This window comes from Shewanella sp. A22 (assembly GCF_053850585.1).
This window is the reverse complement of the sequence record NZ_JBSQBN010000003.1, coordinates 1-24,838: the sequence shown is the minus strand read 5'-3', so window position 1 is coordinate 24,838 and position 24,838 is coordinate 1. Positions and strand designations below refer to the sequence as shown.

At 39.9% G+C, this 24,838-nt stretch carries 22 protein-coding genes; 15 read left to right on the top strand and 7 right to left on the bottom strand.

What is annotated here, in order from left to right; all coding sequences use genetic code 11:
- The 4 genes from ACWXWT_RS01205 to radC form a co-directional block, all read right to left on the bottom strand.
- On the bottom strand, nt 1–1,461 hold the full coding sequence (locus tag ACWXWT_RS01205) for an ATP-dependent DNA helicase (protein WP_456039798.1): 1,461 nt from the start codon (nt 1,459–1,461) through the stop codon (nt 1–3).
- 118 nt (nt 1,462–1,579) lie between these two features.
- Entirely contained in the window at nt 1,580–2,140 is a 561-nt protein-coding gene (locus ACWXWT_RS01200; RefSeq protein ID WP_036957236.1) for a tyrosine-type recombinase/integrase, read from the bottom strand.
- Nucleotides 2,141–2,206: 66 nt separating this feature from the next.
- Nucleotides 2,207–2,626 carry a DUF2787 domain-containing protein gene (locus ACWXWT_RS01195; RefSeq protein WP_456039797.1) on the bottom strand — a complete coding sequence of 140 codons (420 nt, stop codon included), beginning with the start codon at nt 2,624–2,626 and terminating at the stop codon, nt 2,207–2,209.
- A 71-nt stretch (nt 2,627–2,697) separates the two neighbouring features.
- A complete protein-coding gene (gene radC / locus ACWXWT_RS01190) occupies nt 2,698–3,174 on the bottom strand; it encodes a RadC family protein (protein ID WP_036957230.1) in 477 nt (158 codons plus the stop codon).
- A gap of 187 nt (nt 3,175–3,361) precedes the next feature.
- Here radC and ACWXWT_RS01185 point away from each other — a divergent pair, with 187 nt between their 5' ends.
- The 13 genes from ACWXWT_RS01185 (at nt 3,362) to ACWXWT_RS01125 (ending at nt 19,830) form a co-directional block, all read left to right on the top strand.
- Complete coding sequence (locus ACWXWT_RS01185; RefSeq protein ID WP_036957228.1) at nt 3,362–3,586, top strand: AlpA family transcriptional regulator; 225 nt, start codon at nt 3,362–3,364, stop codon at nt 3,584–3,586.
- Entirely contained in the window at nt 3,583–4,377 is a 795-nt protein-coding gene (locus tag ACWXWT_RS01180; RefSeq protein WP_456039796.1) for a hypothetical protein, read from the top strand. Before ACWXWT_RS01185 ends, ACWXWT_RS01180 begins: the two co-directional genes overlap by 4 nt.
- A 141-nt stretch (nt 4,378–4,518) precedes the next feature.
- Nucleotides 4,519–4,707 carry a helix-turn-helix transcriptional regulator gene (locus tag ACWXWT_RS01175; protein ID WP_456039795.1) on the top strand — a complete coding sequence of 63 codons (189 nt, stop codon included), beginning with the start codon at nt 4,519–4,521 and terminating at the stop codon, nt 4,705–4,707.
- Entirely contained in the window at nt 4,707–5,348 is a 642-nt protein-coding gene (locus ACWXWT_RS01170; protein WP_456039794.1) for a YagK/YfjJ domain-containing protein, read from the top strand. The genes ACWXWT_RS01175 and ACWXWT_RS01170 overlap by 1 nt, the downstream gene beginning before the upstream one ends.
- Before the next feature lie 204 nt (nt 5,349–5,552).
- The gene (gene mads1 / locus ACWXWT_RS01165; RefSeq protein ID WP_182732271.1) at nt 5,553–5,729 is read left to right on the top strand and encodes a methylation-associated defense system helix-turn-helix domain-containing protein MAD1; all 177 of its coding nucleotides are present in this window, start codon (nt 5,553–5,555) and stop codon (nt 5,727–5,729) included.
- On the top strand, nt 5,726–6,658 hold the full coding sequence (locus ACWXWT_RS01160; protein WP_456039793.1) for a restriction endonuclease: 933 nt from the start codon (nt 5,726–5,728) through the stop codon (nt 6,656–6,658). The genes mads1 and ACWXWT_RS01160 overlap by 4 nt, the downstream gene beginning before the upstream one ends.
- Before the next feature lie 54 nt (nt 6,659–6,712).
- Nucleotides 6,713–9,352, top strand: coding sequence for a type I restriction-modification system subunit M (locus ACWXWT_RS01155; protein WP_456039792.1), 2,640 nt, complete (start codon nt 6,713–6,715; stop codon nt 9,350–9,352).
- Nucleotide 9,353: 1 nt separating this feature from the next.
- Nucleotides 9,354–10,583, top strand: coding sequence for a restriction endonuclease subunit S (locus ACWXWT_RS01150; RefSeq protein ID WP_456039791.1), 1,230 nt, complete (start codon nt 9,354–9,356; stop codon nt 10,581–10,583).
- 14 nt (nt 10,584–10,597) lie between these two features.
- Nucleotides 10,598–14,422, top strand: a complete 3,825-nt coding sequence (locus ACWXWT_RS01145; protein ID WP_456039790.1) for a type I restriction endonuclease subunit R — start codon at nt 10,598–10,600, stop codon at nt 14,420–14,422.
- 16 nt (nt 14,423–14,438) lie between these two features.
- On the top strand, nt 14,439–14,987 hold the full coding sequence (locus tag ACWXWT_RS01140) for a hypothetical protein (RefSeq protein WP_456039789.1): 549 nt from the start codon (nt 14,439–14,441) through the stop codon (nt 14,985–14,987).
- A gap of 3 nt (nt 14,988–14,990) precedes the next feature.
- A complete protein-coding gene (locus ACWXWT_RS01135; RefSeq protein ID WP_456039788.1) occupies nt 14,991–15,824 on the top strand; it encodes an ATP F0F1 synthase synthase in 834 nt (277 codons plus the stop codon).
- A 69-nt stretch (nt 15,825–15,893) separates the two neighbouring features.
- Entirely contained in the window at nt 15,894–16,727 is an 834-nt protein-coding gene (locus ACWXWT_RS01130) for a Hachiman antiphage defense system protein HamA (RefSeq protein WP_456039787.1), read from the top strand.
- Complete coding sequence (locus ACWXWT_RS01125; RefSeq protein ID WP_456039786.1) at nt 16,717–19,830, top strand: DEAD/DEAH box helicase; 3,114 nt, start codon at nt 16,717–16,719, stop codon at nt 19,828–19,830. Before ACWXWT_RS01130 ends, ACWXWT_RS01125 begins: the two co-directional genes overlap by 11 nt.
- A gap of 21 nt (nt 19,831–19,851) precedes the next feature.
- Here the strand turns inward: ACWXWT_RS01125 and ACWXWT_RS01120 are convergent, their stop codons facing one another.
- Both ACWXWT_RS01120 and ACWXWT_RS01115 read right to left on the bottom strand, forming a co-directional pair.
- Nucleotides 19,852–21,072 carry a tyrosine-type recombinase/integrase gene (locus tag ACWXWT_RS01120; RefSeq protein WP_456039785.1) on the bottom strand — a complete coding sequence of 407 codons (1,221 nt, stop codon included), beginning with the start codon at nt 21,070–21,072 and terminating at the stop codon, nt 19,852–19,854.
- Nucleotides 21,073–21,269: 197 nt separating this feature from the next.
- The gene (locus ACWXWT_RS01115) at nt 21,270–22,133 is read right to left on the bottom strand and encodes a YicC/YloC family endoribonuclease (protein WP_456039784.1); all 864 of its coding nucleotides are present in this window, start codon (nt 22,131–22,133) and stop codon (nt 21,270–21,272) included.
- 176 nt (nt 22,134–22,309) lie between these two features.
- On the opposite strand from ACWXWT_RS01115, the gene rph reads away from it, so the two are divergent.
- Nucleotides 22,310–23,023: a ribonuclease PH gene (gene rph, locus ACWXWT_RS01110; protein WP_456039783.1), complete on the top strand. Its 714-nt coding sequence runs from the start codon at nt 22,310–22,312 to the stop codon at nt 23,021–23,023.
- A gap of 72 nt (nt 23,024–23,095) precedes the next feature.
- Nucleotides 23,096–23,737: an orotate phosphoribosyltransferase gene (pyrE, locus tag ACWXWT_RS01105; RefSeq protein WP_456039782.1), complete on the top strand. Its 642-nt coding sequence runs from the start codon at nt 23,096–23,098 to the stop codon at nt 23,735–23,737.
- Nucleotides 23,738–23,823: 86 nt separating this feature from the next.
- Here pyrE and folE read toward each other — a convergent pair whose 3' ends face one another.
- Entirely contained in the window at nt 23,824–24,474 is a 651-nt protein-coding gene (gene folE, locus ACWXWT_RS01100) for a GTP cyclohydrolase I FolE (protein ID WP_456039781.1), read from the bottom strand.
- Nucleotides 24,475–24,838: the final 364 nt, after the last annotated feature.

The following is a 24,838-nucleotide window of genomic DNA, read 5'->3' as shown; positions in this document are numbered from 1 at the left end:
TTATTGACTGATGTACAGCTTATCTGATGTTCTTGTAATCGCAGTGTATAGCCAACGATAATCCTTAGTTATTTTACCATGGTGATAAGCATCAACAAAAACATGTTGCCACTCGCTACCCTGAGCCTTATGGCAGGTAATAGCATAACCAAACTTAAGATGAAGAAAATTTAAATAAGGGTCATCCTTTTTTAATTCTTGGTAATCATCACCTTGCGGCTTGTAATAAGTGAAAAATCGTTCGTTAAAATCTGCACGTAAAGCTTGATATAAAACCCCCTCTAACCTAGGAGTTGGCTCATACATCAAATTTAACAGAACTTTATGCTCAAGAAGAAAAGGTTTTCCGTAGTCATCTCTAAACTCGATTGACAAGTCCACAAATTGCAATTCGATTGGCGTGACCAAAATCCCACTAGGCAATTTCTCCTGAACGTTAATGCACCTGGATTCAACCGCAGACAGAACTTTAATTACGCGACCAAATTCACCATTAGATATAAATGTATCACCAGCATAGTAGTTGTTTGTACACATTACCTTTTCATTTACCTGAATAGGAGCCCTAGGAAAAAACAACCTAGCCCTAATATCACATATATAGTCATAAACTTTCCTGTTAGTGCGAGCGATAATAGTCAGGTTATCAGTGTTCTCAACCTTTCCGTCACAAAGGTCAAAATATTTATCAATAAAACTTACGCTTGGTAGGCGGCACACGTCTTGGGAAGAAACATCAAATTCAAAGTCAATATAGTCCTCAAACTCCATAGCATCTCGCAAAGTTTGAGCATTTTTCATTACGCCTGATTCAGATTTTTGTCTGACAACTTGTGTTAGTTCAAACGACCGACATGCAAGTCTATAAACGCAATTGAGAACATTTTCACTAAGTGCTGGAGAATAAAAATTTCTAACAGGAGGTAGCTGCGCGTTATCGCCTATAAAAATGACTTTTCTTTGAGGGTTATTTTTAAAGTCAATATACTGTATCAAATCTTGCAATAAGTACCCTGAACCAAATTTTCCTATATGAGAAGCGCTAAACTTATCTGAAATCATTGATGACTCATCAACAATATAGATGGTATCAGGCTCATCACTGTTGGCGTTAAGGTAAGAGAAACTATCAGGCGTTCTCTCAAGGTATTCATCGATTGGTTCCTCGTCTTTTTCATAGAATTTGTAGATAATCCTATGAATGGTTGTAGCTTTGAATTTAGTCTTATTAGCAATTACTTTTGCCGCCTTACCTGTTGGGGCAATAATCACAAACTCCTTACCCAGCCAACTTAAGTATCGTGTAACTCCTGCCATAATGTAAGACTTGCCTGTCCCAGCATAACCTTTCAATAAAAAAACGGGCGCATAACGGGCCTCCAAGAAAGACTCCAACTCCGTAAGTAATTCCTGTTGGTCATTGGTTAGTTCCTGACCATTAAAGTGATTTAAAATTGACATGCAATTCTCCTGGTTAATTCAATCAGAAAAATTGTGTATTAATTAATTTTTGGATTAATTGCGGATTACTCGCCGCCAGAAGGCCAGTGGATATTAAAAAAAATAGAGGCCGAAGCCCCTAGATTTCAAGCTCAACAAAATCAGTATCTATAACTTCCTGGTCGATGCCTATATAACGCAATGTTACGCCTTCAGAACTATGCCTGAGCATTTTCATTACTCGGGCAATATCATTAGTTTTCTTGTATAAATGAAAACCACGTGACTTGCGCATGGAATGGGTACCTAACCTAATGCCTAACTCTTCACCCACTAACATAAAGGCTTTAGTGACAGACCTCCTATTCAGTGGTTTAGGCTTTCGGTTGATAGATTGCCGGTTTCGATAGGATTGAAATAAATAGATGTGGTTTCGGTGCTTCAACTGAATGTTGTTAATTAAAAGCTGCGCTTTGTCATTTAACTTTATTTCAGCTCGCTTGCCAGTTTTCCCCTCGAAGATGATTAAACGACCATCTCTGATATCAGTAAATTTAATTGATAATAAATCTGATATCCGTAATGCCAAGTTAAGGCCAATGTTCCAAATATCTGCCATCTGTTTTGAGCATCGTATTTCAAGCAAGTGGCTTATTAGACGAACCTTGTCCAGGTCCTTTATTGCTTCAACTTCTGCCATAATGTTAACTCCTCACATAAAAACGCCAGCATCATTTAAAGTAATAATGCTGGCGCTATAGGTTGCTTAATCAAAGCTCACGCTTACCTGGTAACAATCATTGATGTAGTACTCAATAAAATTGTTAACAAACAGGGTAAGTAGTTCTTTGGCATTTCTGTTTTGCAGCCAGCCAATAAACAAATTGAACACTTGCTTACTAATAAAACAGACATCAATTTCTTTAACCAGCTCTGGGAAAGGTCCTCCCTGGTACGAAAAGTCTGTTATATAAACGAGTTGCCATAACTCATTTTGTTTCTCCATACGTATTTCAACCGGATGATATCCACCAGCATCAGCAGAGTAATCGGGGTCCCGAAAGTTAAGTGTAATGGCAGTAAAGGCATTGTTCGGTGCTGAAGTGCCAGCTAGTGATTGGTTAATCAGTTGAAATAATTTTGCAGGTACAGGAAAACCCTGCACTTCATTAAAGTTCAGTTTCATGGTGTTGATCTCTTAAGTTGTATGCCAGGGTTCGTCCGGCATTAAAGAATTAATTTGAGGAAGTAAAAAGACTAAAGCAGTCCGCGTTCGGCAAATGACGTTGCACCATTACCAACAACAATGTGATCAAGCACCTGAACATCTATTAAGGCTAAGGCATCTTTTAATCGTTTAGTTATGGCAATGTCAGCTTGTGACGGCTCTAGCTCACCAGATGGATGGTTATGCGCAAAAATAACTGCGGCACCATTTTGATGTAATACTTCTTTCACTACTTCTCGCGGGTATACGCTAGCGGCGTTAATGGTGCCAAAGAATAACTCCTTGTACTCAATCAACTTATGCTGACTATTAAGCACCAAAATCGCGAATACCTCCTTTTCATATCTACCCAGTTTAAACTGTAAAAAGTCGAGTGTTGCTTGGCTACTAGTAAACGCTTCGCCAGACATATACTTGCTCTGCAATATCTCAGCAGCTTTTTCCAGTACCTGTTCAGCTGTCATGGGCTCTTCGGTGATGTATTTAATTGATAGGTCATTAGGCATAACACACTCCTTTAATGATTCGTTGGTCTATGCCTTTTAGTAATATGTGTTTGATTATTTTTGGAATCGATAAATTGGCCTTGCAGACCTAGAGTAAACACATCAGGACGTCTACGAACAAAAATTACATAACATGCTCTTTTGATGAGTGAGTACAACTCGCAAAAATTCAAATGAGGATAATGTAATGCAAACAAGATTAATTAGATTAAAAGAAGTCATGACGCTAACAGGCTTAAGCCGTTCAGGAATTTATAAATACATCAGTGAAGATAGATTTCCAGAAAATGTCAGCCTTGGCGGTCGAGCTGTAGCTTGGGTAGAAAGCGAAATTCAGCAGTGGATTGACAATGTTATCGGTCGTCGTGATGACAATCGATTAACAGGCTACGACATGGAGACTGAGCTATGATTTTTTCAGATAAATATAGCGGTAATAAAAAAGAATTAGTAAAGAGTGATAAGTATAAAGAATTCAGTTTAATTCAGAGTGAAGTTGAATACACAACTCGTTCACTAGGATTAATTTATGATATGTATTGCAGATGGCTTAACACTAATCACGGGATTTATTTGGTAAAGGCTAACCTGTCTATTCCTGATGATTCTGATGAATGTAGCGAGTCAGTAATAGACTACTTATTCCATATGGTTCAAGGAAACATCAAACATCGAAATGTACGTTCTGACAATTCGATAGGTTTGATATGGAAAACTTATCGCAAAGATTTTTCAACAATTCATGAAGGCTACTTTTTGATATCAATGACTGAGGCTGAATATGATAAGCCACGAGATAAGAAGATGTCCTTATTTTCATTGGATGTTTTTAACTCTGTTGGAGATACCATGTCTCAACTTAAAGCGAAATTTGATAACGAGTTTGATAAAGAACCTGATAAAAAAATAGGACTGTACTTTGAGTTCTTATTTAGCAATAACGGGAAAGGTGGGTTATTTCATGATTCAAGCTTTGAAGTACATGAACAAGGCTTTGCTACGCTTTGTGAAATAGCTCAACTTTCAATAGATAAACCAGATACTGAGTTTCCTCTATTGAGAACTAGGTATGGTTATAGCCCAGTTCACTGGCATTTTGGTAATGATTCTCTTGAACCATTTGTAGCTCAAACTCAACGAGCTAAACCATTTTTAGATAGTGACTGGGGAGAGTACAAGGTTAACAGCCAACAACTTTGGTGAGCTTAGTAACGCCAGGTTTATTCCTGGCGTTATTCGATTAAGTAAAACATATCACATAGACATCTACGAACAAAAAATACGCAACTCGCTTCTCTATTGATTAAAGGCAACAAAGCCAAAAACAACCAATAGGAAATTAACATGGCGAGTGAATACATCAGATTACCAGAAGTTTTATATCTAACAGGATTAAAACGAACAAGCATATATAAGCTAATGAAAAATAATACCTTTCCCCAGGCGACTTCGTTTGGGGCAAGACGTATTGCATGGAAACGTAGTGATATCCAAAACTGGATTGAGAGCAAAATCCAAGCGAGGAAGTCATAATGAGCAACAAAAAAAGTGCAGAAGTTAAGCGTTTAGAGCGAGGGTATTACAAAAGCTACTCAGTTGATATCGATTCGGGAGAGCTGTCTATCCCCCTATTACAAAAGTTAACCGCGGGCTTTGAAAATTCCATCCGACGATTACCAAATTGTTATGTATTCAGGTTTAAGTTAAGGGTTCCTAAAGCCTATCAACAAGATGCGAATAAAAAATTAAACAAATGGTTTTATTATTTATCTAAAAAAATCTCAGTATCTGAGGCGATGAATATGATTTGGGCAAAAGATATGTCTGATGACGGCTCAGTATTTTATCATATAGCGCTCTTTTTTAGGGCACCAGAATGCGCGACTGAAAAGGGGGCACTTAACACAAAAGCGTTTTTTACAAAGACAATAAAAGCAACATGGCCACATATTTTATTTATCAGCGACTCTAATGCTGATTCGTTGTGTTCATTTACAACCGCAAACATAATTCCACTAAACCCCAGCAAGAAGTCGTACAACCAAGACGCTCGTTACTGCTTCTTCATTTTAAGCAAGCTAGCAAGAAAGTCTCGTTACCCTACTAACAATCTTGACGATGTGTTTGGCATTAAATACAGCAGAAATCCAAACAAGAGGAGGAATAGACGTTAGTAAAGGGACCTGATACTAAGCCAGGCATGAGAACAATAACTAAGGATACCTTAAAGTAAAAACCACCAAATAGCCCAGGTCATCGATGGCCTGGCTTTTCTGCCGTTTATTATCAATTTACCAAATAGGCGTAATTGGGTAATTACATTGACCATTCCGCAATTTTCTCATATGCTGACTTTGTTCACAGTTAGAGATGAAGCAATGAGTGACGAAATACTGACGATTCAAGAGCTTGCAGAATACCTAAAGCTTAATGAAAAAACTGCCTACCGATTAGCTGGAGAAGGAAAACTACCTGGCTTTAAAGTAGGTGGTTCATGGCGTTTTAAGCGAGTAGATATAGAAGCATGGATAGAAAAACAAAAGGATAAGGAATGATACCTAGCTATAAACAATTTATGCGACCTTTTTTAGAAATAGCAAAAGAAGCTAACGGATCAGAAGTAAAACTTAGAGATGTTATCAATCAGCTCGCTGATAAATTTAATTTAACAGATGAAGAACGCGCAGAAACTTTTTCTAGTGGTAAGCAGACGGTATTAGATAACCGTGTTGGTTGGGCACGAACCTATATTACTAAAGCTGGATTATTAGAAGCCACTAAACGCGCACACTTTGTTATTACCCAAAGAGGTTTAGATGCTTTAGCAGACCCAAACACTGTTATTGATAATAAATACCTCAGCCAATTCGATGAATTTGTCGCTTTTAAAGGACAAAAATACGATAACATTTCTGCAAACATTGATGAGCAAGTCCTAACAGATGACAGTGCTGATGAAGATGCTACCCCTGACGAAGCTTTACGCATTGCATATAAGAAAATCAATGATGCATTATCCGCTGATATCCTCGATCGTACACGTAAAGTTACTCCTGCTTTTTTTGAAGATTTACTCATTAAATTACTTCTTGCCATGGGCTATGGCGGTACAGGTGAAGGTGCAGCGCATGCGTTAGGGCAAAGCGGAGATAATGGTATTGATGGTGTTATAGATCAAGACCCTCTAGGTGTTGACCAAATTTATATACAAGCGAAACGTTATGCTCATGGGAATAATGTTGGCTCTGGTGATATTCGAAATTTCTTTGGTGCGTTAAACCTTAAAAAAGCACAGAAAGGTATTTTTATCACCACCTCTGATTTCACACCATCCGCAGTACAAACCGCCAAAGACTTAGGCATGCGCATTGTACTTATCAACGGAAAAGAATTAGCCAAGCTCATGTTGCGTTACAACATAGGTTCTAGAGACGAACAGGTATTACACCTGAAGAAAATAGACGAAGAATTTTTTGACGTGTAAACAAACACAACCATGTGCTCACGCGCTACTTAAGCATTAGGAATAGTTTTATATATGAACAAGCAACAACTGGCCGCAAAAATCTGGGAATCAGCAAACCAGATGCGTTCGAAAATCGAAGCCAACGAATACAAAGATTACATCTTAGGTTTTATCTTTTACAAGTATCTAAGCGACCAATTAGTGCAGTTTGTCACCAAAGAGGGCATGACCCCTGAAGACATTAAAGCCCTAAACGAAGAAGACGCGGAAACGGTCAAATACATTCAAGACAATCTAGGCTATTTCATCGCTTACGATAATTTGTTTTCTACTTGGGTTGATCCTACCTTCGAGTTTGACGAGTCCAACGTGCGCGATGCACTCTCCGCCTTTGGTCGTTTAATTTCCCCTACCTACAAAAAACTGTTTGAAGGCATTTTTACCACCTTAGAAACAGGCTTAAGCAAACTCGGTGAAAGCGCAGGCAAACGCACCAAAGCCATTAGCGATTTACTGCACCTGATTAAAAGCATCCCCATGAATAGCCAGCAAGGCTACGATGTACTGGGTTACATTTACGAATACCTGATTGAAAAATTTGCCGCCAACGCCGGTAAAAAAGCCGGTGAATTTTACACGCCCCATGAAATCTCGGTGTTGATGTCGCACATTATCGCCCACGAATTAAAACACAAAGACACCATCGAGATTTACGACCCAACTTCCGGCTCTGGCTCGCTACTGATCAATATCGGTGAAGCCGTCGAAAAATACGCAAAAAACAAAGACTCCATTACTTATTACGCCCAAGAACTAAAAGCCAACACCTACAACTTAACGCGCATGAACTTAATCATGCGCGGCATAAAAGCCAGCAACATTAAAACCCGTAATGGCGATACCCTAGAAGACGATTGGCCATACTTTGATGAAAACGACCCGCAAGGCTCTTACCACGCCCTGTATGTCGATGCGGTGGTCTCTAACCCGCCTTATTCGCAACAGTGGGACCCAAGCTTTAAAGACAGCGATCCGCGCTATTCCCGCTTTGGCCTCGCGCCTAAAGCCAAAGCCGACTTTGCCTTTTTGCTTCACGACCTTTACCACCTAAAACCCGATGGCATTATGACCATTGTATTGCCGCATGGCGTGTTGTTCCGTGGCGGTGAAGAAGGCGAAATTCGCAAGCAATTAATTGAGCAAAACCACATTGATGCCATTATCGGCTTACCTTCTAATATCTTTTTTGGTACTGGTATTCCTACCGTTATTTTGGTGCTTAAGCAGAAGCGTGAAAACAATGACGTATTGATTGTGGATGCCTCCAAGCACTTTGTTAAAGAAGGTAAAAACAACAAACTGCAAGCCAGTGACATCAAGCGCATTGTTGATTCCGTCATCAATCGCGACAGCATCGAAAAATTCTCGCAATTAGTCAGTAAGCAAACTCTGCGCGACAACGGCTATAACTTAAATATTCCCCGTTATGTCGACTCGTCAGCCGCCGCGCCAAGCTGGGATTTACACGCCACCATGTTAGGCGGCATTCCCAACAGCGAAATTACCGAGCTAACCAACTACTGGCAAACCCTGCCAGCGTTACATGCCGCGTTGTTTACGCCAACCTCCAGCGCTTACAGCGAGCTAGCCATTACTAAAGACGCGGTAAACGCCACCATTACCCAGCACCCGCAAGTCATCGAGTTTATTAATACTTACAACCAAGCTTTTGAAGGCGGCAGTCATGGTGTTAGTGGCAACAGCAGCTTTGATGACTATTTAAACAATTCCCTTATTCAAGGCTGGCAAGCCGTTAACCGTAACCAGCAAGAGCCTGAATTAAGCACCGAGTTATTCACACGCTTAAGCAGCATTGCCCTCATCGACAAGTACCAGGCCTATCAGTTTTTAAACAACCAATGGCAAGTTATCAGTACCGATTTGGAAGTGATGCAAACCGAAGGCTTTGCCGCCACTAAGCAAGTTGACCCCAATATCGTGGTTAAAAAGGTTAAGGGCAAAGACACCGAAGTACAAGACGGCTGGAAAGGCCACATCATGCCATTTGATTTAGTACAGCAAACCCACTTGAGCGAAGACCTAGCGGCTCTGGCAAAACAAGAAAACCGCCTTGTCGAAATCGCAAGCCTACTTGAAGAAATACTCGAATCCCTAAGCGAAGAAGACAAAGAGCAAGACACAGTAAAAGAAAGCAAAGACGGCTTTGCCAATGCCGAAGTCGCCAAGGCGGCGAAAGCTTTCCTAAAAGAGCAAAAAGAGACCAAAACTAAGTTCTCAGCCGACAGCCCTGAGCCAGAAGAAAGTTATAAAGCGAAAATCATTAAGGCCAATAAACTCATTGATGAAGAAAAAGCCCTGAAAAAAGCGGTCAAAGAAGCACAAGTCGCCCTGCACTTAAAAACGAAAACCACCATCGAAGGCTTAACCGACGAGCAAGCCAATGAATTACTGCACTTAAAGTGGATAACGCCATTAAGTACGGAGCTCGCTGCCATGCCAAGTGCCGTGATCACCCAGCTCACCAGCAAAGTACAAGCCCTTGCCGATAAATACGCGGTGACTTATTCGCAAGTCGCCAATGAGATTAAAACAACCGAGCAAGAACTGGCCGAAATGATGGGCGAACTGACGGGCAATGAGTTTGATATGCAGGGTTTGACAGAACTTACCAGTTTGTTGAAGGGTGCATAAGATGATCATTGAAAATAAGTCACCTGAAATTCGCCACCAAGGGTTTAGTTGTGATTGGCAGAATAAAGAAATCGGAAGCATCTTGGCTGAAACAAAGCGCCCAGTTGAATTGCTTGATAATGAATTATATCAATTGGTGACAGTGAAGCGCCGCAATGAAGGCTTAGTGCCTAGAGCTACGCTGAAAGGAAAGAACATATTAGTTAAAAACTATTATGGGGTTAAAGCTGGTGATTATCTGATATCAAAGCGGCAGGTTGTCCATGGTGCTAACGGGATAGTGCCAGAGAGCTTGGATAATGCTGTTGTCTCCAATGAGTATCTTGTCTTAACTGATAGTGATGAAATTACTGCCAAATTTTGGACTTTGATTTCAAAAAGACCTGAAATGCATAAGCTTTTTTTCATTAGTTCTTATGGGGTCGATATTGAAAAGTTAGTTTTTGATGTTTCTGACTGGAAAAGTAGATCTATCACAATCCCAGATGTGGCAGAACAAAATGCGATAACAAATCACTTCCAAAAACTCGACAGCCTAATCAACCAACACCAACAAAAGCATGACAAGCTCAGCAACATTAAAAAAGCCATGCTGGAAAAGATGTTTCCCAAGCAAGGCAAAACGATCCCTGAAATTCGCTTTAAAGGGTTTAGTGGGGAGTGGATGGAAGTTCAATTTAAGAGCATTGCTGGAGTAAGGAGAGGACTTACTTACAAGCCAGATGATATCGCTGAAAATGGAATTATTGTTTTGCGTTCATCAAATATTAATGTTGACAGATTCGAATTAAGAAAAGATGACGTGCAAGTCAATAAAAATGCAGTGAATATTAACCGTGTTAAAAATGGCGACATATTAATAACATCAGCAAATGGCTCAAGCAATTTAGTTGGAAAACATGTTGTAGTGTGCGGCTTAACTTTAGATGCAGTGCATGGAGGCTTTATGTTGCTAGCCGAAACAGATGTACCTCATTTCTTAAATGCTTCAATGAATACATATTGGTACGATCGATTTCGTTCTATAAATGTAGCCGGTGGAAACGGAGCTATTGGAAACATTAAAGGAAGTGCTTTAGAGGAAGAATATCTTTATATCCCTAAAAAGGAAGAGCAGATCGCCATCGGTAACTACTTCCAAAAACTCGATGCGCTGATTAACCAACACCAACAACAAATCACCAAACTCAATAACATCAAGCAGGCCTGCTTGAGCAAAATGTTTGTTTAGCAGGGAGCCAAACCATGACGACGTTTAAAACCGAAGCACAATTTGAGCAGGCCTTTATCGAGGTACTGACCCACAAGGGCTGGGAAAGCGAGATACTCAAAAACAAAACCGAAGCGGATTTACTGCAAAACTGGGCGAATATATTATTTGAAAACAATCGCCAGCAAGATCGCTTAAACGACGTGCCACTGACGGCAACGGAAATGCAGCAGATTATTGAGCAGATTAAAGAACTGAAAACCCCGCTCAAACTCAACGGGCTAATCAACGGTAAAACCGTGGCCATTAAGCGCAATAACCCCGCAGATAAGCTGCATCTTGGCAAAGAAGTCAGCCTAAAAATCTACGACCGCCAAGAAATTGCAGCAGGCCAAAGCCGTTACCAAATTGTGCAACAGCCTAAATTTGAACGTGGTAGTCCACTGCGCAATGACCGCCGTGGTGATGTGTTGTTACTGATTAACGGCATGCCGGTTATTCATGTGGAGCTAAAGCGCAGCGGTGTGCCAGTAAGCCAAGCGGTTAACCAAATTGAAAAGTATTCCAAAGAAGGTATTTTTAGCGGGCTGTTTTCACTCATTCAAGTGTTTGTTGCCATGGAGCCTAATGAGGCCAAATACTTTGCTAACCCAGGGCTAGATGGCAAATTTAACCCAGATTACCAATTCAATTGGGCCGATTTTAACAACGAGCCCATGAACCATTGGAAAGACATTGCCTCGACGTTGTTATCCATCCCCATGGCGCACCAGTTGATTGGCTTTTACACCGTTGCTGATGATACCGATGGCGTGCTTAAAGTGATGCGCAGTTATCAGTATTACGCCGCCAATGCGATATCGGATAAGGTAGCCAAAACCAACTGGCAACAATTGGGTAGCGCTGCTAATAACCCAGACCGCTTGGGCGGCTATGTGTGGCATACCACAGGTTCTGGTAAAACCATGACCAGCTTTAAATCGGCGCAGCTGATTGCCCAGTCAAAAGATGCCGATAAAGTCATTTTTTTGATGGATCGCATCGAGCTGGGCACACAATCGCTGGCGGAATACCGTAATTTTGCAGGCGATGGTGAAGATGTACAAGCGACCGAAAATACCCATGTATTGGTAACTAAGTTAAAAAGCACGTCGCCAGCCGATACCCTCATTGTTAGCTCTATTCAAAAAATGAGTAATATTTTTGAAGAAGTGGATGATGAAGGCACTGCAACTAACTCGGCCGACATTGAAAAAATCCGCGCTAAACGCTTGGTATTTATTATTGATGAGGCGCATCGTTCAACGTTTGGCGACATGCTGATTGTTATTAAACGCACCTTTCCACGCGCCTTGTTTTTTGGTTTTACTGGCACTCCGATCCAAGAAGAAAATGAAAAAAACGGCAATACCACCAGTACCGTATTTGGCAACGAGCTGCACCGCTACAGCATAGCCGATGGTATTCGCGATGGTAACGTACTCGGCTTTGATCCCTATAAAGTACCTACTTTTAGGGACGGTGACTTGAGGCAGGCTGTCGCCCTAGAGCAAGCTAAGGCGGGATCTGTAGCGGAAGCAATGGATAATCCTGCCAAAAAGAAAAAATTTAATTATTTTATGAATGAAGTGCCTATGGCTGGCTACAAAGACGCTACAGGTAAATACTTCAAAGGTATTGAAGATTACGTACCTAAAAGTCAGTACCTAAGCGAGACTCACCAAGCCAAAGTGGTAGAAGATATTCTGCTCAAATGGGATGTGCTAAGCCAAGGCAATAAATTTCATGCGATTTTGGCTACTAACAGTATTGCTGAAGCCATTGATTATTACCGTCTGTTAAAGGCTGCTAAGCCTGATTTAAAAGTATCAGCTCTGTTTGACCCCAACATTGATAATGACGGCAGTGGCGACCGTGGGCCAACGTTTAAAGGTGATGGCTTGGATGAGATTATGCGTGACTATAATGCGCGTTATGGCCACGATTTTAATTTTGCCCGTCATGCAGCATTTAAGAAAGATCTAGCCGCACGCCTTGCTCACAAAAAACCTTATGAGCGTATTCATACTGAACCCGCAAAGCAGTTAGATTTACTCATTGTTGTGGATCAAATGCTCACCGGTTTTGACTCCAAGTGGCTAAATGTCTTGTATTTAGATAAGGTAATTAAATACCAAAATATCATCCAAGCCTTCTCTCGTACCAATCGGTTGTTTGGCCCCGATAAGCCTCATGGTGTTATCCGTTACTATCGTTACCCGCATACGATGGAGCAACATATTAACGATGCGGTAAAACTATACTCAGGCGACAGACCCATAGGGTTATTTGTTGATAGGCTAGAAAGTAACTTAGAAGCAATGAATGAACTATTCGGTGATATTACCGAGTTGTTCATCAGTGCCGGTGTGGCAAATTTTGAAAAACTGCCAGAAGATGTTGAAGCGTGCGCAAAGTTTGCTGAACTATTTAAAGTATTTAACCAGCATCTAGAAGCCGCGAAGGTACAAGGTTTACATTGGGAGCAGTCGGTTTATACATTCACGACGGACGCTTCAACAGGCGAAAATGGCACTGAACATGAGGTTACTCTCGCCATTAATGAACAAACCTACCTGAGCCTTGCGCTGCGTTATAAAGAGCTCGCATCAAAAGGTGATGGTGGTGGTGCGGGTGGCGGCGATGTGCCTTTTGATATTAGTGGCTATTTGACGGAAATTGATACTGGAAAGATTGATGCCGACTATATGAATAGTCGTTTTGATAAATATTTAAAAGAGCTAAATCAGCATAATGATCAAGCCAGCATTGAGCGCACGCTTAACGAACTGCATAAATCGTTCGCATCGCTGACACAGGCCGAGCAAAAATACGCCAAACTGTTTTTACACGATTTACAGCGCGGCGATGCGCAATTAACCGAAAACCACAGCTTTAGAGATTACATCAACGACTACAAAGACAATGCAGAAAACGCGCAAATCAACGCAGTGGTAAACGCTTTAGGGTTAGATAAAAACAAGCTGATGGCCTTAATGACCGATAAGGTAGCCGAGACAAACCTCAACAACTTTGGCCGTTTTGATGCGCTAAAAGAAACGGTGGATAAAGAAAAAGCCAAAGCTTATTTTGAAAAGGTAGACAGCGTTAGCATTCCACCTTTTAAGCTCAATATCCGCATCGATCAGTTTCTAAAACAGTTTATTTTTGCACAAGCAGACAGCGAGTTTATTCATGAACTAGGTGATGCAATTATTGACGCTACAACCTCTTTGCCTGTCCCCTTAGTTTTTGGTGATAAAAAGCTTTATAGGGCTTCTCAAATATTTAAACTTAGCAATACTCAAGAATTAGGTGCTATAACGTTAAAAACTGATTTACCGTTTGAGGATAATCCAGCGTCTTTAATGGCGAGCGGCCATTATGCTGAATTAACAAAACTTGGTGTCGTTTCGTCGCGTGTGTTAGATGCAACGATTACTGCGCTAATTGAACTTGAATTGATTACCAAAGAGCTTGAACTACCTTTGTACCAAGAAGGTAAAAGCGGAATAGTGTGGGCACTTAAAGAGGCCAGTGAAGGCAGTATTTACAACGAATTTATCGCATATGCTGTTCAACTAGCTGGAGATGAAAGTTTCAAGACCTATATTGAGAGTGGGATTTATGATTTGAGTAAAATGGCTTTCGGCGCAGCTTTTATTTCGTTACCCAAAGTTTTGATTGCAAAATTAAAAGAAAAGCGAAAGATAACCCAAGAAAAAAATGCTGACAAAGAACAAATTAAAAGTTCACCTAATGTGGTCGATTTCCAAGCAAATCCAAAATTACTGGAGAAGTGGAAAGGTACGGAACATTAACAAGGAATAGTTTAGTATGACAAATTTAGCGTATCGCTTTTTATTAACCATATCAGCAACGTCATTGTTGATGATAATTTTTGCTGTACAAAAAGGTTATACGGTTGGATTTTTCTTTGATCAGTGCACTTATTTAGTTGAATTGCCGAATGCAGTTTCTTATGCCCTTTACCTTCTCATACCCATTTTTTTAACAGGGCTAAGCATATTTTTAAGTAAATTTCTTGGTAAGGATGAATTTAAGGCAGGTGAGGTAGTTGCTATTGAACATGCGAATAATAGCTTTCTTCCAAGCTACTTAGGCTACTTCTTTGTAGCATTAAGTATAGGTAACTGGGAAACTTTGATTTTTATTTATAGTATCTTGTTTGTTTTTACTTTCCTCTCGCAAGCACTCTACTTCAACCCACTGTTTCTGTTATTTGGTTTTGAGTTTTATAACATCAAAACGAAAAGCGGAGCAACAATCTTTCTGATAAGCCGAGAACGCTATAAAACACCAAGTAACGTAGTGATAAATAAAGCTTATAGAATCAATAATTATACATTTATAGAGCGAGGATAGTTCGTGGATCAAGTACTGACCAAAGTTAAAGGACGTAGCAAAAAAACAATATTTAAATTGTTATCTGATCAAACACTTTTTGATGAGTTAATTATCACGGATGATGCTTGCGTCGAGTACGTTCCTGATCATAATTTAGATGAAGATTCCTGGTTTAAGATAGATCGATTTAGTGAGCAACAATATTGTATTGAAATACTAAAAAAAGATTTTGATTCTAAAGACTACGATAATTTATCTAAAACCAAGTTTAAAGATATAACTCAACTATATGCTATACAGGGAGATAATGTTTATTTTCAGAAAATTACTCCGTCTCTATTCGTAAGTAAGAAGATGATAGCGTTTGGTGAAGCTGCTACGTTGGAAAGTAGTGACAAGCGACTTGTTGTAAATGCTTTTCCTGATGCCGTTTATTTTAAAAATACTGATAAGTTGGTCTTTAAGAGCTTAGCAACGATATCTAGCATTTTCAAAGGTATCGATGTGCTATACAAAGAAGCGACTAATGAGGAAGTTGAAACCTTTCTTGATGAAGACTTTATTGAGCTTTCAGGCGATTTTAATATTGAAAAAGTATCAAAGCCTAATCGTAAAAGAGTTGCATTAGCGATGGATACACTTGCTACTATGCCAGCTGAAGATAGAGAACAAATGTGTTCATATATTCATAGCTACTGTGAGAAAAAATTAAAATTCGATAAGGATAACAGTAAGTTTGAAGTAACGAATGATGATGAACTTAAGTACTTACTTTATGGTATCGAACAGCGCTTTTATACAACCCCTCTAGGGCACGAGAAACGTTTAGCTAACTCAGTTCAAGCGATGGATTAATATAGAGATAACATAAGCTCCAAAAAGAATTGATGACTATATTGGAGAATATTATTAAGGAAATACAATATGCCATGGACAAATCAACATCTGAAATGGCTAGAAGATACAGGTGAAAGAATAACTACTGCTTGCGGTAAAGAAGCCCCTATTTACACTTTTAATCCTGATATGACTGACGAAGTCACTTTGTCTGCATGGGCAAAGCATTTCAGGAATCACTATTGTGATGATAATGAAATTGATGAATTAAGAGATGGTACAGAGTTATCTAGGGAAGAGTATTTATTACAATTAAAGCTCCCAGTTCAGAAAATATCAGAGCCACATGAAAGAACTGGTCCTGGTACTCGATCGGGAGATTTTTCTGAAATACTGGTGTCAGACTTTTTGGAATTTAACTTGAATTACTGGGTTCCAAGAACGCGCTACGAATTTAAGGTAAACCCAAACTTATCTGAAAATGGTTCAGATGTTATTGGATTTAAGTTTTCACCCGATGACAACGCTAAAAAAGATGAGTTAATGATTTACGAAGTAAAAGGCTCATTGACCGGGAATAAACCCATTAATCGACTTCAAGTTGCAGTTAAGGATTCAGATAAAGATCGTTTTAGAGTTGCAGAATCTCTTAATGCAATAAAACAACGATTAAAATTAAAAGGTTTTCAAGAAGATGTACCAAAGGTGCAGCGCTTCCAAAACTCAGCAGATCGCCCTTATATAGAGAAATACGGAGCCGCAGCAGTTTTAACTAATACAATGTACTCGGATGTAGAATTAGGTAAAACAGATACTACGGGACATGTTAATAATTCTTCTTTGAGTTTATTGGTTATCAAGGGAGATGCTTTAATGGATTTAGTTCATTTCTTATATCAGAGGGCTGCAAATGAAGCTTGAACGTAGCTCAAAAATATATTTAGCCATTACTAAATCTAAAGCAAAAATGTATGAATTTGGTGTCGAAGAAGAACATCATATTGACCTAACTATTGAACCTCAAAAATTACTTTTGTTAACTATTGGCATATTAGGTGAACTATCTGCTATCGAAGCCTCTGATCTAGTAGAGGGTAATATCAACGCAGATTATCTAGATTTAAAAAAACAATTAATTGATGTAAGCCAGTATTTCGATTCATTAAATAATTCCAGATTAGAAAGTCCATTATCTGATTATTTAAATATATTGGGTTCTGCTTCTTATTACTTAGCTGATATGCCTGGAAGCTCGTTAGTTTTGATAAAAAATATAGATTACGATATTGATGAACTAACGCCTTCATATATCGAAGGAACGTTAATATGGCTTTTAAAAGGAGATTTAGATCGCGACTGGTATCTAGCAGATAGTTGTGATTTTGAAGCAGAGCTAGAATATTTTACCTCAAGTATAACTAACTGCTTCAAGCAGGAAGTCCCCCTTGTCCAGCTCGATCACTCAATTAAGAAGTTAAGGGAAGCTGTATATGAGTGTGGTAATGATCGTGAATTACTAATCGTTGATATTTTATCTGCAATAGCTAAGAGAAAACTGCAATATTCATCTTTAATTTGTCTACCCCAATATACAGGTTTAACAATTGACCTATGGCAATCTGCGCTAACTAAAGATAATTTCATAAAGGAATTTTGGCCCGCGCAACGCTTGTTGGGTGAGAAAGGGGTGTTTGAAGGAAAATCTGCTGTTGTTCAGATGCCTACAAGTGCTGGTAAAACTAAATCTACTGAATTAATTATACGTAGCTCTTTTTTATCACATCGAAGTAATTTAGCTGTTGTGGTTGCACCTTTTAGAGCATTGTGTAGAGAGATCGCTGATTCATTTAAAAAATCATTTTTAAATGAAGAAATAAAAATAAATGAGCTACAAGATGTTCCTCAATTAAATCCAACTGATTTAGCAATGATTAACGATCTTTTGAATATTGATGATGAGGTCAGTAATTCCGTTATTGTATCCACACCAGAAAAGCTCGTTTATTTATTACGTCACGAACCTGAACTAGCTTCTAATATAGGCTTATTAATTTTTGATGAGGGACATCAGTTTGATTCTGGCTCTAGAGGTGTTACCTATGAATTATTGCTTGCATCTTTAAAGTCAAACATTCCCGCCAATTCTCAAGTCGTACTTATTTCAGCTGTGATGTCTAACGCTGAAACTATTGGAGACTGGTTATATGGTGAGAATGGAACTGAAGTTAAAGGTACTCACTGTTTACCAACAATTAGAGAAACAGCATTCGCTAGTTCATCTGGACAATTGCAGTACATAGATAAAGAATTTGTTGGGGAAAGAGAGTTTTTCGTTCCTCGAATTATCGAACGAATAAACTTAGGAACGAGAGGAAAAGAAAAGGATGATCGAATATTTCCTAAAGCGGGTGATAATTCAGCAGTATCGGCTTACTTAGGCATTAAGCTAGCTCAACAATCTCCTACAGCAATATTTTGCGGGACTAAAGCCTCTATCACAACTATTTGTACAACATTGGTAGATTGTTACTCTAGAGGGTTGGAACTCCCCCCACCAATCATTAAAAGTGATTCACAGGAAATTTTGAAGATTGAGAATTTAAGCAAATTGCACTTTTCAGATAATAGCATCTTCTCAAAAGCTATTGCCTTTGGAGTTTTACCGCACGGTTCCAATATTCCTAATGGACTCAGAGTTTCTGCTGAATGGGCCATGGAAAACAATAAAGCTTCGCTTGTTGTTTGTACCTCAACATTAGCTCAAGGTGTAAATCTTCCAATTAAATATTTGATCATTTCCAGTACTGCTCAAGGCAAAGATAAAATATCTACTAGAGACTTTCATAATTTGATCGGTCGTGCTGGCAGAGCTGGGTATCACACAGAGGGGAGTGTCATTTTTGCCAACACAAAATTATATGATGAGAGGCTTACGTATCGTGGTCGTTTAAGGTGGACGGAGATAAGGTCTTTATTAGATCCATCTAATTCAGAAGCATGTGTTAGTAGTCTCAAATCACTGATCGAGCCAATTAGATTTGGATTACATTTATTGGATCCTATCGAGTTTATAAAAGATCCCAACAGATTTAAGGAGTTGTGCCTAGAAGCTGTAGAGAAAAATGGAATAACAGAGCAGGAACTGAAGGATTTTTGGTTCAATATTAATAGTAAGGAAAGAACAATTCAGGCTATTGAAAGTTACATGATGTCTTATTTAAAAGATGTAACGACAGAGCAAAATGAAGATGTATTTTTAAGTTTAGCAAAAGGGACATTCGCTCATCATTTATGTAATGAAGACGAGAAACCCTTATTAATAGAAGCGTTTGAATTGATCTATAAATCAGTAAGTAATGTTCAGCCAGATAAACTTCCGTTTTATGGTAAAGCTCTTTTAGGAATACAAGACTTGGAGTTTATTGAAAAATGGTTAGAGGACAACTATGAACCTTTGAGTGAGCAAGAAGATATATATGAGCTATTTAAATTTGTCTGGCCACTATTGTTAGATGTATGTAGAAATGAACTTTTTGAAAAGCTTAGTCCATTGGAAGTTGTATTGGAATCGTCATGTTTATGGATATCAGGAGCGAGTTATAATGAAATATTTATTTTTATGGATGAGAACAAAGTAAGATACCAAGCGGGCACGCAATCTCGCAAAGTTACAATGGACCAGATAGTTAAATATACTGATAACACACTAGGTTACGATGCTATGTTAATAGTAGGTGCATTATCTGATTTGTGTAATGGTAAATTCAATAACGATGAGTTAGAAGAAAAGCTTAAACATTTGCAAAATAGCTTAAAGCTTGGACTATCTGATAGTTTTGAGCTTTGGCTGCATTCAAAAGGTTATGTAGACAGAGAAATATGTAAACTGCTATCAAATGCATTCAATGATTCAAGTATCAATATTGCCAGCTTTAAAAATAATATTTTAGAAAAAAATAGCGAATTGGTGACCAAAGTTATGTGTGAAATGCCGACTTATTTTTCACAGGTTCAAGTTAAGTAACAACGTAGTCTATTCTTCAATCTAACTAATAGAGGCTATTTTTTTAGCTAAAAGACAAGTAGCCTCCTTCCGCTCATCCAGATAATCATGCTTGTTATAGATCCCTTCAACACCTTTCAACTTGTGGTTGAGGCAACGTTCAGCAACATGTCCAGGCGTCCCTTGCTGAGCAAGCAAAGTACGGCACGTGCGGCGTAAGTCGTGAACAGTAAAATGAGGCATGTCGCCCATTAAGTTGGGTGGTTGCTTCTTTTTGCCGGCTTCATGGCCGAAAAGCTTTGTAATAGCCCTATTAAGGGTATCAGCGCCCATATGAGGCTTCTTGCTAGTTCTGCGACTAGGAAACACATATTCAGACCCAAAGGCTCGTACTTTTAACTCATCAAGCCAGTTTAGTACTTCAGGTGCTAACGGGACCGTAAAGCCAACATTGGTTTTACTTCTTTCAGCTGGTAGATTCCATACCTCTTTTTCTAAATTAAACTCATCCCACTTAGCTTCGCACAACTCTGATTTACGAACGCCTAAGCAAACCAACAATAAACAGGCTAGGTAGTTCTCTCTACTAAAGCTGTCGTTATGTTTTTTGGCTGTAGCAAAAAATTGTTTGAGTTCATCTTCACTCAATGCTCGTTCTCTGCTTTTTTCTACACCGCCAGCATCCTTAAAAGTAAAGGCGGCAGCCGGGTTGTAGGCGAGTAAATCGAGTTTTATGCCGTGATTGAATAACTGTTTACAATAGCCTAGTGCATCATTAGCGATAGCTAGCCTACCTGAAGCCTTTATATCTTCTATCGTGGTACGGATATCTCTGGCGGTTACCTGGTCAACTTTAAATTCACCAATATGTGGGGCAATATCTTTGGTATAAATGCGTTTGGGGATTTTTGGGTGTTTAAGTCTCGCTTCGAGCGTTGGATACCAATCTTCGAATAGGTCATCCACTGTTTTAATGCTTTCTTGCTCGGCACGTTTTTTTGCTAGCAGCGGATCAAGGCCTTCTCTGAGTTGCTTCATTTTAGAAGCGGCTTCAAATCGTGCATCTTTTAACGAAAGATCAGAGTACTTACCCAGTGTCATTTCTTTACGCTTTTTATTGGAAGTGTAGCGAACCATCCAATAAGCTGAACCAGACTTTGGCACAACAAAATACAACCCACCACCATCGGCGTAGCGACCGGCCTCTTCTTTTTTTATTTTAGAGTCTAGTTCTTTAACCGTTAAGTTACCCGTAGTACTCATAGTGCTCCCCAAGCCTTATATCTCTTGAGGTTCAGTTTACCCACCACTAGTGCATTTGTAAACACCCACCTACCCACCAATTAACCCACCACTTAGATATGGATTTCGGTGGGTAACTGTGAACGACTACGAACGGTGTTTTTAATTTATTCCTTTAAAATCAGTAATTAAAAGACATTTATAGAGCTTGGTGAATATTATTCAATATTTTGGATCTGCTCGCGCATCTGCTCAATCAATACTTTTAATTCTACAGCTGCTGAAGTAATTTCTGCGCTGATTGATTTTGAGGCTAAAGTATTTGATTCGCGGTTAAATTCTTGCATCATAAAGTCTAGGCGACGACCTTCGCTGCCACCTTTTTTAAGGATACGGCGAGCTTCTACTACGTGGGCTTCAAGACGGTCCATTTCTTCGGCAACATCTTGTTTTTGTGCCAGTAACACCATTTCTTGTTCGATACGAGCAGGATCTAACTCGCCAGCAATGTCTGCTAAGCGGTTAGTGAGTTTTTCACGTTGGTACTTCATTACGGTTGGCATATGCTCACGCACAACGTTCACTTGTTCCATTACGCCGTCTAAGCGAGTCAGTAGCATATCTTTGATGGCTTCACCTTCACGGCCACGAGCTTCGATAAATTGATCGATAGCACTGTCGAACGCGGTCATTAGCTCTGCACCAATGCTGTCCATGTCTTGTTCGGCTGAGGCTAGCACGCCAGGCCAGCGTAATACGTCTGTTAGGCTGAGTTCGCCTTGACCTGCTTCTTGCTTTAACCAGTTGGCCGCATTGAGCAATTGTTTGGCTAGGTCTTGGTTTAGTTGTAATTCGTTGCTGCTGTTATCGGCGAGTTCATAACGCAAGTTCACTTCTACTTTGCCACGGTTAAGGCGTTTACGTAGACGATCGCGTAAGACAGGTTCAAAGCTGCGGAACTGCTCAGGTAGGCGCAGGTAGGTTTCTAGGTAGCGCTGGTTAACTGAACGGATTTCCCATGAGGCGGTGCCCCATTGTGCTTTGTGCTCGATACGAGAGTAGGCTGTCATGCTTTGGATCATGAAGTGTCCTATTATATTATTTCGCGAATGTGGGTTGATTATAGCCGTTTTAGGTGGCTGGATTAAAGGATTAGTCGATAGATTTGTCGCTTATCGTTGCTTGCCATGGCATCTAACGGCGTGAAGCTCTATAATATGCGCTCAAATATGATCTGAAATCGACTACAGGACTTTTCATGCGCCCAAGTAACCGTACACCTGCTCAAACTCGCCCTATTACTATTACGCGTTCTTTTACTGCACATGCTGAAGGCTCTGTTTTAGTTGAGTTTGGCGATACGAAAGTATTATGTACAGCAAGTTTCACCGAAGGCGTTCCGCGTTTTCTGAAAGGTCAGGGCCAAGGTTGGGTTACTGCTGAATACGGTATGTTACCGCGTTCAACCCATAGCCGTATGGACCGTGAAGCAGCTCGCGGTAAGCAATCTGGTCGCACTCAAGAAATTCAACGTTTAATCGGCCGCGCATTACGTGCCGCTGTTGATATGAAATTGCTAGGTGAAAACACCATTGTTATCGATTGTGATGTGATTCAAGCTGATGGCGGTACACGTACTGCGGCAATTACAGGTGCTTGTGTGGCATTGGTTGATGCGCTGAACTGGGCTCGTGGGAAAGGTATTATTAAAGCAAACCCGCTTAAGTTTTTAATTGCCGCAGTAAGTGTGGGTATTTTTGATGGCGAAGCGATCAGCGATTTAGAGTACATTGAAGACAGCGCAGCTGAAACTGATATGAATGTCGTGATGACGGAGACTGGTAAGATTATTGAAATTCAAGGTACGGCAGAAGGTGAGCCATTTAGCCATGAAGAATTGATTGAACTGCTTGGTCTGGCTAAAAACAGTATTCGCGAAATTGTCGATGTACAGAAAGCCGCATTAAGTTAATATGCTGTTGAAAAATGAGGACCGATTACGGTCCTTTTTTTTAAGCTAAATTTTGATTATAGAGGAATAACCGTGAAAGCCTATCAACGCGAATTTATCGAGTTTGCCTTAGCCCGCCAAGTATTACGTTTTGGTGAGTTTACCCTTAAATCTGGCCGTACGAGCCCGTACTTTTTTAATGCTGGATTGTTTAATACGGGTAAAGATTTAGCGCGTTTAGGCCGCTTTTATGCTGCGGCGTTAATGGATTCGGGTATTGAGTTCGATTTGTTGTTTGGTCCGGCGTATAAAGGTATTCCGATTGCGACAACCACAGCCGTTGCTTTGTGCGATCATCACGATGTAGACATTCCATACTGTTTTAACCGCAAAGAAGCCAAAACTCACGGTGAAGGTGGCAGTTTGGTGGGCAGCGAGCTAAAAGGCAAAGTGATGCTGGTGGACGATGTTATCACCGCCGGTACGGCGATTCGTGAATCAATGGAAATCATTAATGCCCATAATGCAAAGCTTGCAGGCGTGTTGATAGCACTTGATCGCCAAGAAAAAGGCAAGGGGGAGTTGTCGGCGATTCAAGAAGTTGAGCGTGATTTTGGTTGTCAGATTGTGTCGATTATTAAGCTTGCTGATTTAATCCATTATTTGTCTGAAAAGCCGGGTATGGAAGCAGAGTTAGCATCTGTTAGTGCTTATCGTGAGCAATACGGGATTTAATGTTATTCCAGTTTAAAGCAAAAAAGCAGCCCCCTAGATGATTAAATTAGGTGGCTGCGTTTTTGTTTGTGTTTTATTTACACACATTATTTTACTTGGTGTAAAAACTCGGCGCGGGTCGCCGGATTTGATTTAAAAATACCGCCAAGTGCTGTAGTGGTTGTCGAGCTGGTTGAGTCCATCACGCCGCGGGATTTAACGCAGTAATGCACCGCATCCATTTTTACCGCAACGTCTTTGGTTTCAAGCAGGGTTTGCAGAGCCACTAACACTTGTTGGGTTAGGCGCTCTTGTACTTGTGGGCGTTGGGAAAAGAAGCGCACGATACGATTGATTTTAGACAAGCCAATAATTTTTGTACGGGGTAAATAAGCGACTGTTGCGAAGCCATCAATGGTCACTAGGTGATGTTCGCAGGTGCTGGTAAGACTGATGTTTTGTACTCGCACCATTTCATCAACCCCCATTTTATTTTCGATAACCGTGATTTTTGGGAAGTTTTCGTAATCAAGGCCTGAGAAGATTTCGTCCACATACATTTTAGCAATGCGGCGTGGAGTATCTGCCAAGCTGTCGTCGGTTAGGTCGAGTGACATTAAGGTCAAAATTTCACGCATATGGTGTTCAATTTTAACTTTACGTTGTTCAGGCGTGGAAGTTTTTGGCAGCATTGGGGTTTCTAATCCGCGATCTTTTAACGCTGCTTGTACTTTTATTGCGGCTTCACTGAGTGCCATATATCCTCCAACAACTCTGTTATATTGCTGTCATTATACCTTAAAAAACCTTATGACGTGTATGTCATAAGGGGGATGGAGAATAGCGTGTATTGTTATAAATTAACACTATAGGTGATAAAAATAGTAAATAAAAAAAGCTGACATCTTTCTTTAAGAGCAGATTTAAGTTGTATTAAATAAAGGTGATTACGCTTTTATGTTTAGATTCTCTTTAAGAAATATGAGCATTTTGGGGTAATACCAATCCTATTAAATATGTGATCTTTCAGCGGGAGTTCAAAGTGCTGTAGGCAAGGCAGATGATTGAAGCGAATAGTGATCCTCGGTAACAAGCTCCTGCGTTACTCTACCTCCAGCATCT

Bases quoted from the DNA above. Each gene is read 5' to 3' on its own strand.
- ACWXWT_RS01195 (WP_456039797.1), bottom strand. From the start codon at position 2,626: ATGAAACTGAACTTTAATGAAGTGCAGGGTTTTCCTGTACCTGCAAAA.
- ACWXWT_RS01185 (WP_036957228.1), top strand. From the start codon at position 3,362: ATGCAAACAAGATTAATTAGATTAAAAGAAGTCATGACGCTAACAGGC.
- mads1 (WP_182732271.1), top strand. From the start codon at position 5,553: ATGAGTGACGAAATACTGACGATTCAAGAGCTTGCAGAATACCTAAAG.
- ACWXWT_RS01205 (WP_456039798.1), bottom strand. From the start codon at position 1,461: ATGTCAATTTTAAATCACTTTAATGGTCAGGAACTAACCAATGACCAA.
- ACWXWT_RS01115 (WP_456039784.1), bottom strand. From the start codon at position 22,133: ATGATCCAAAGCATGACAGCCTACTCTCGTATCGAGCACAAAGCACAA.
- ACWXWT_RS01200 (WP_036957236.1), bottom strand. From the start codon at position 2,140: ATGGCAGAAGTTGAAGCAATAAAGGACCTGGACAAGGTTCGTCTAATA.
- rph (WP_456039783.1), top strand. From the start codon at position 22,310: ATGCGCCCAAGTAACCGTACACCTGCTCAAACTCGCCCTATTACTATT.
- ACWXWT_RS01145 (WP_456039790.1), top strand. From the start codon at position 10,598: ATGACGACGTTTAAAACCGAAGCACAATTTGAGCAGGCCTTTATCGAG.
- ACWXWT_RS01175 (WP_456039795.1), top strand. From the start codon at position 4,519: ATGGCGAGTGAATACATCAGATTACCAGAAGTTTTATATCTAACAGGA.
- radC (WP_036957230.1), bottom strand. From the start codon at position 3,174: ATGCCTAATGACCTATCAATTAAATACATCACCGAAGAGCCCATGACA.
- folE (WP_456039781.1), bottom strand. From the start codon at position 24,474: ATGGCACTCAGTGAAGCCGCAATAAAAGTACAAGCAGCGTTAAAAGAT.
- ACWXWT_RS01130 (WP_456039787.1), top strand. From the start codon at position 15,894: ATGCCATGGACAAATCAACATCTGAAATGGCTAGAAGATACAGGTGAA.
- ACWXWT_RS01120 (WP_456039785.1), bottom strand. From the start codon at position 21,072: ATGAGTACTACGGGTAACTTAACGGTTAAAGAACTAGACTCTAAAATA.
- ACWXWT_RS01125 (WP_456039786.1), top strand. From the start codon at position 16,717: ATGAAGCTTGAACGTAGCTCAAAAATATATTTAGCCATTACTAAATCT.
- ACWXWT_RS01140 (WP_456039789.1), top strand. From the start codon at position 14,439: ATGACAAATTTAGCGTATCGCTTTTTATTAACCATATCAGCAACGTCA.
- ACWXWT_RS01170 (WP_456039794.1), top strand. From the start codon at position 4,707: ATGAGCAACAAAAAAAGTGCAGAAGTTAAGCGTTTAGAGCGAGGGTAT.
- ACWXWT_RS01155 (WP_456039792.1), top strand. From the start codon at position 6,713: ATGAACAAGCAACAACTGGCCGCAAAAATCTGGGAATCAGCAAACCAG.
- ACWXWT_RS01180 (WP_456039796.1), top strand. From the start codon at position 3,583: ATGATTTTTTCAGATAAATATAGCGGTAATAAAAAAGAATTAGTAAAG.
- ACWXWT_RS01150 (WP_456039791.1), top strand. From the start codon at position 9,354: ATGATCATTGAAAATAAGTCACCTGAAATTCGCCACCAAGGGTTTAGT.
- ACWXWT_RS01160 (WP_456039793.1), top strand. From the start codon at position 5,726: ATGATACCTAGCTATAAACAATTTATGCGACCTTTTTTAGAAATAGCA.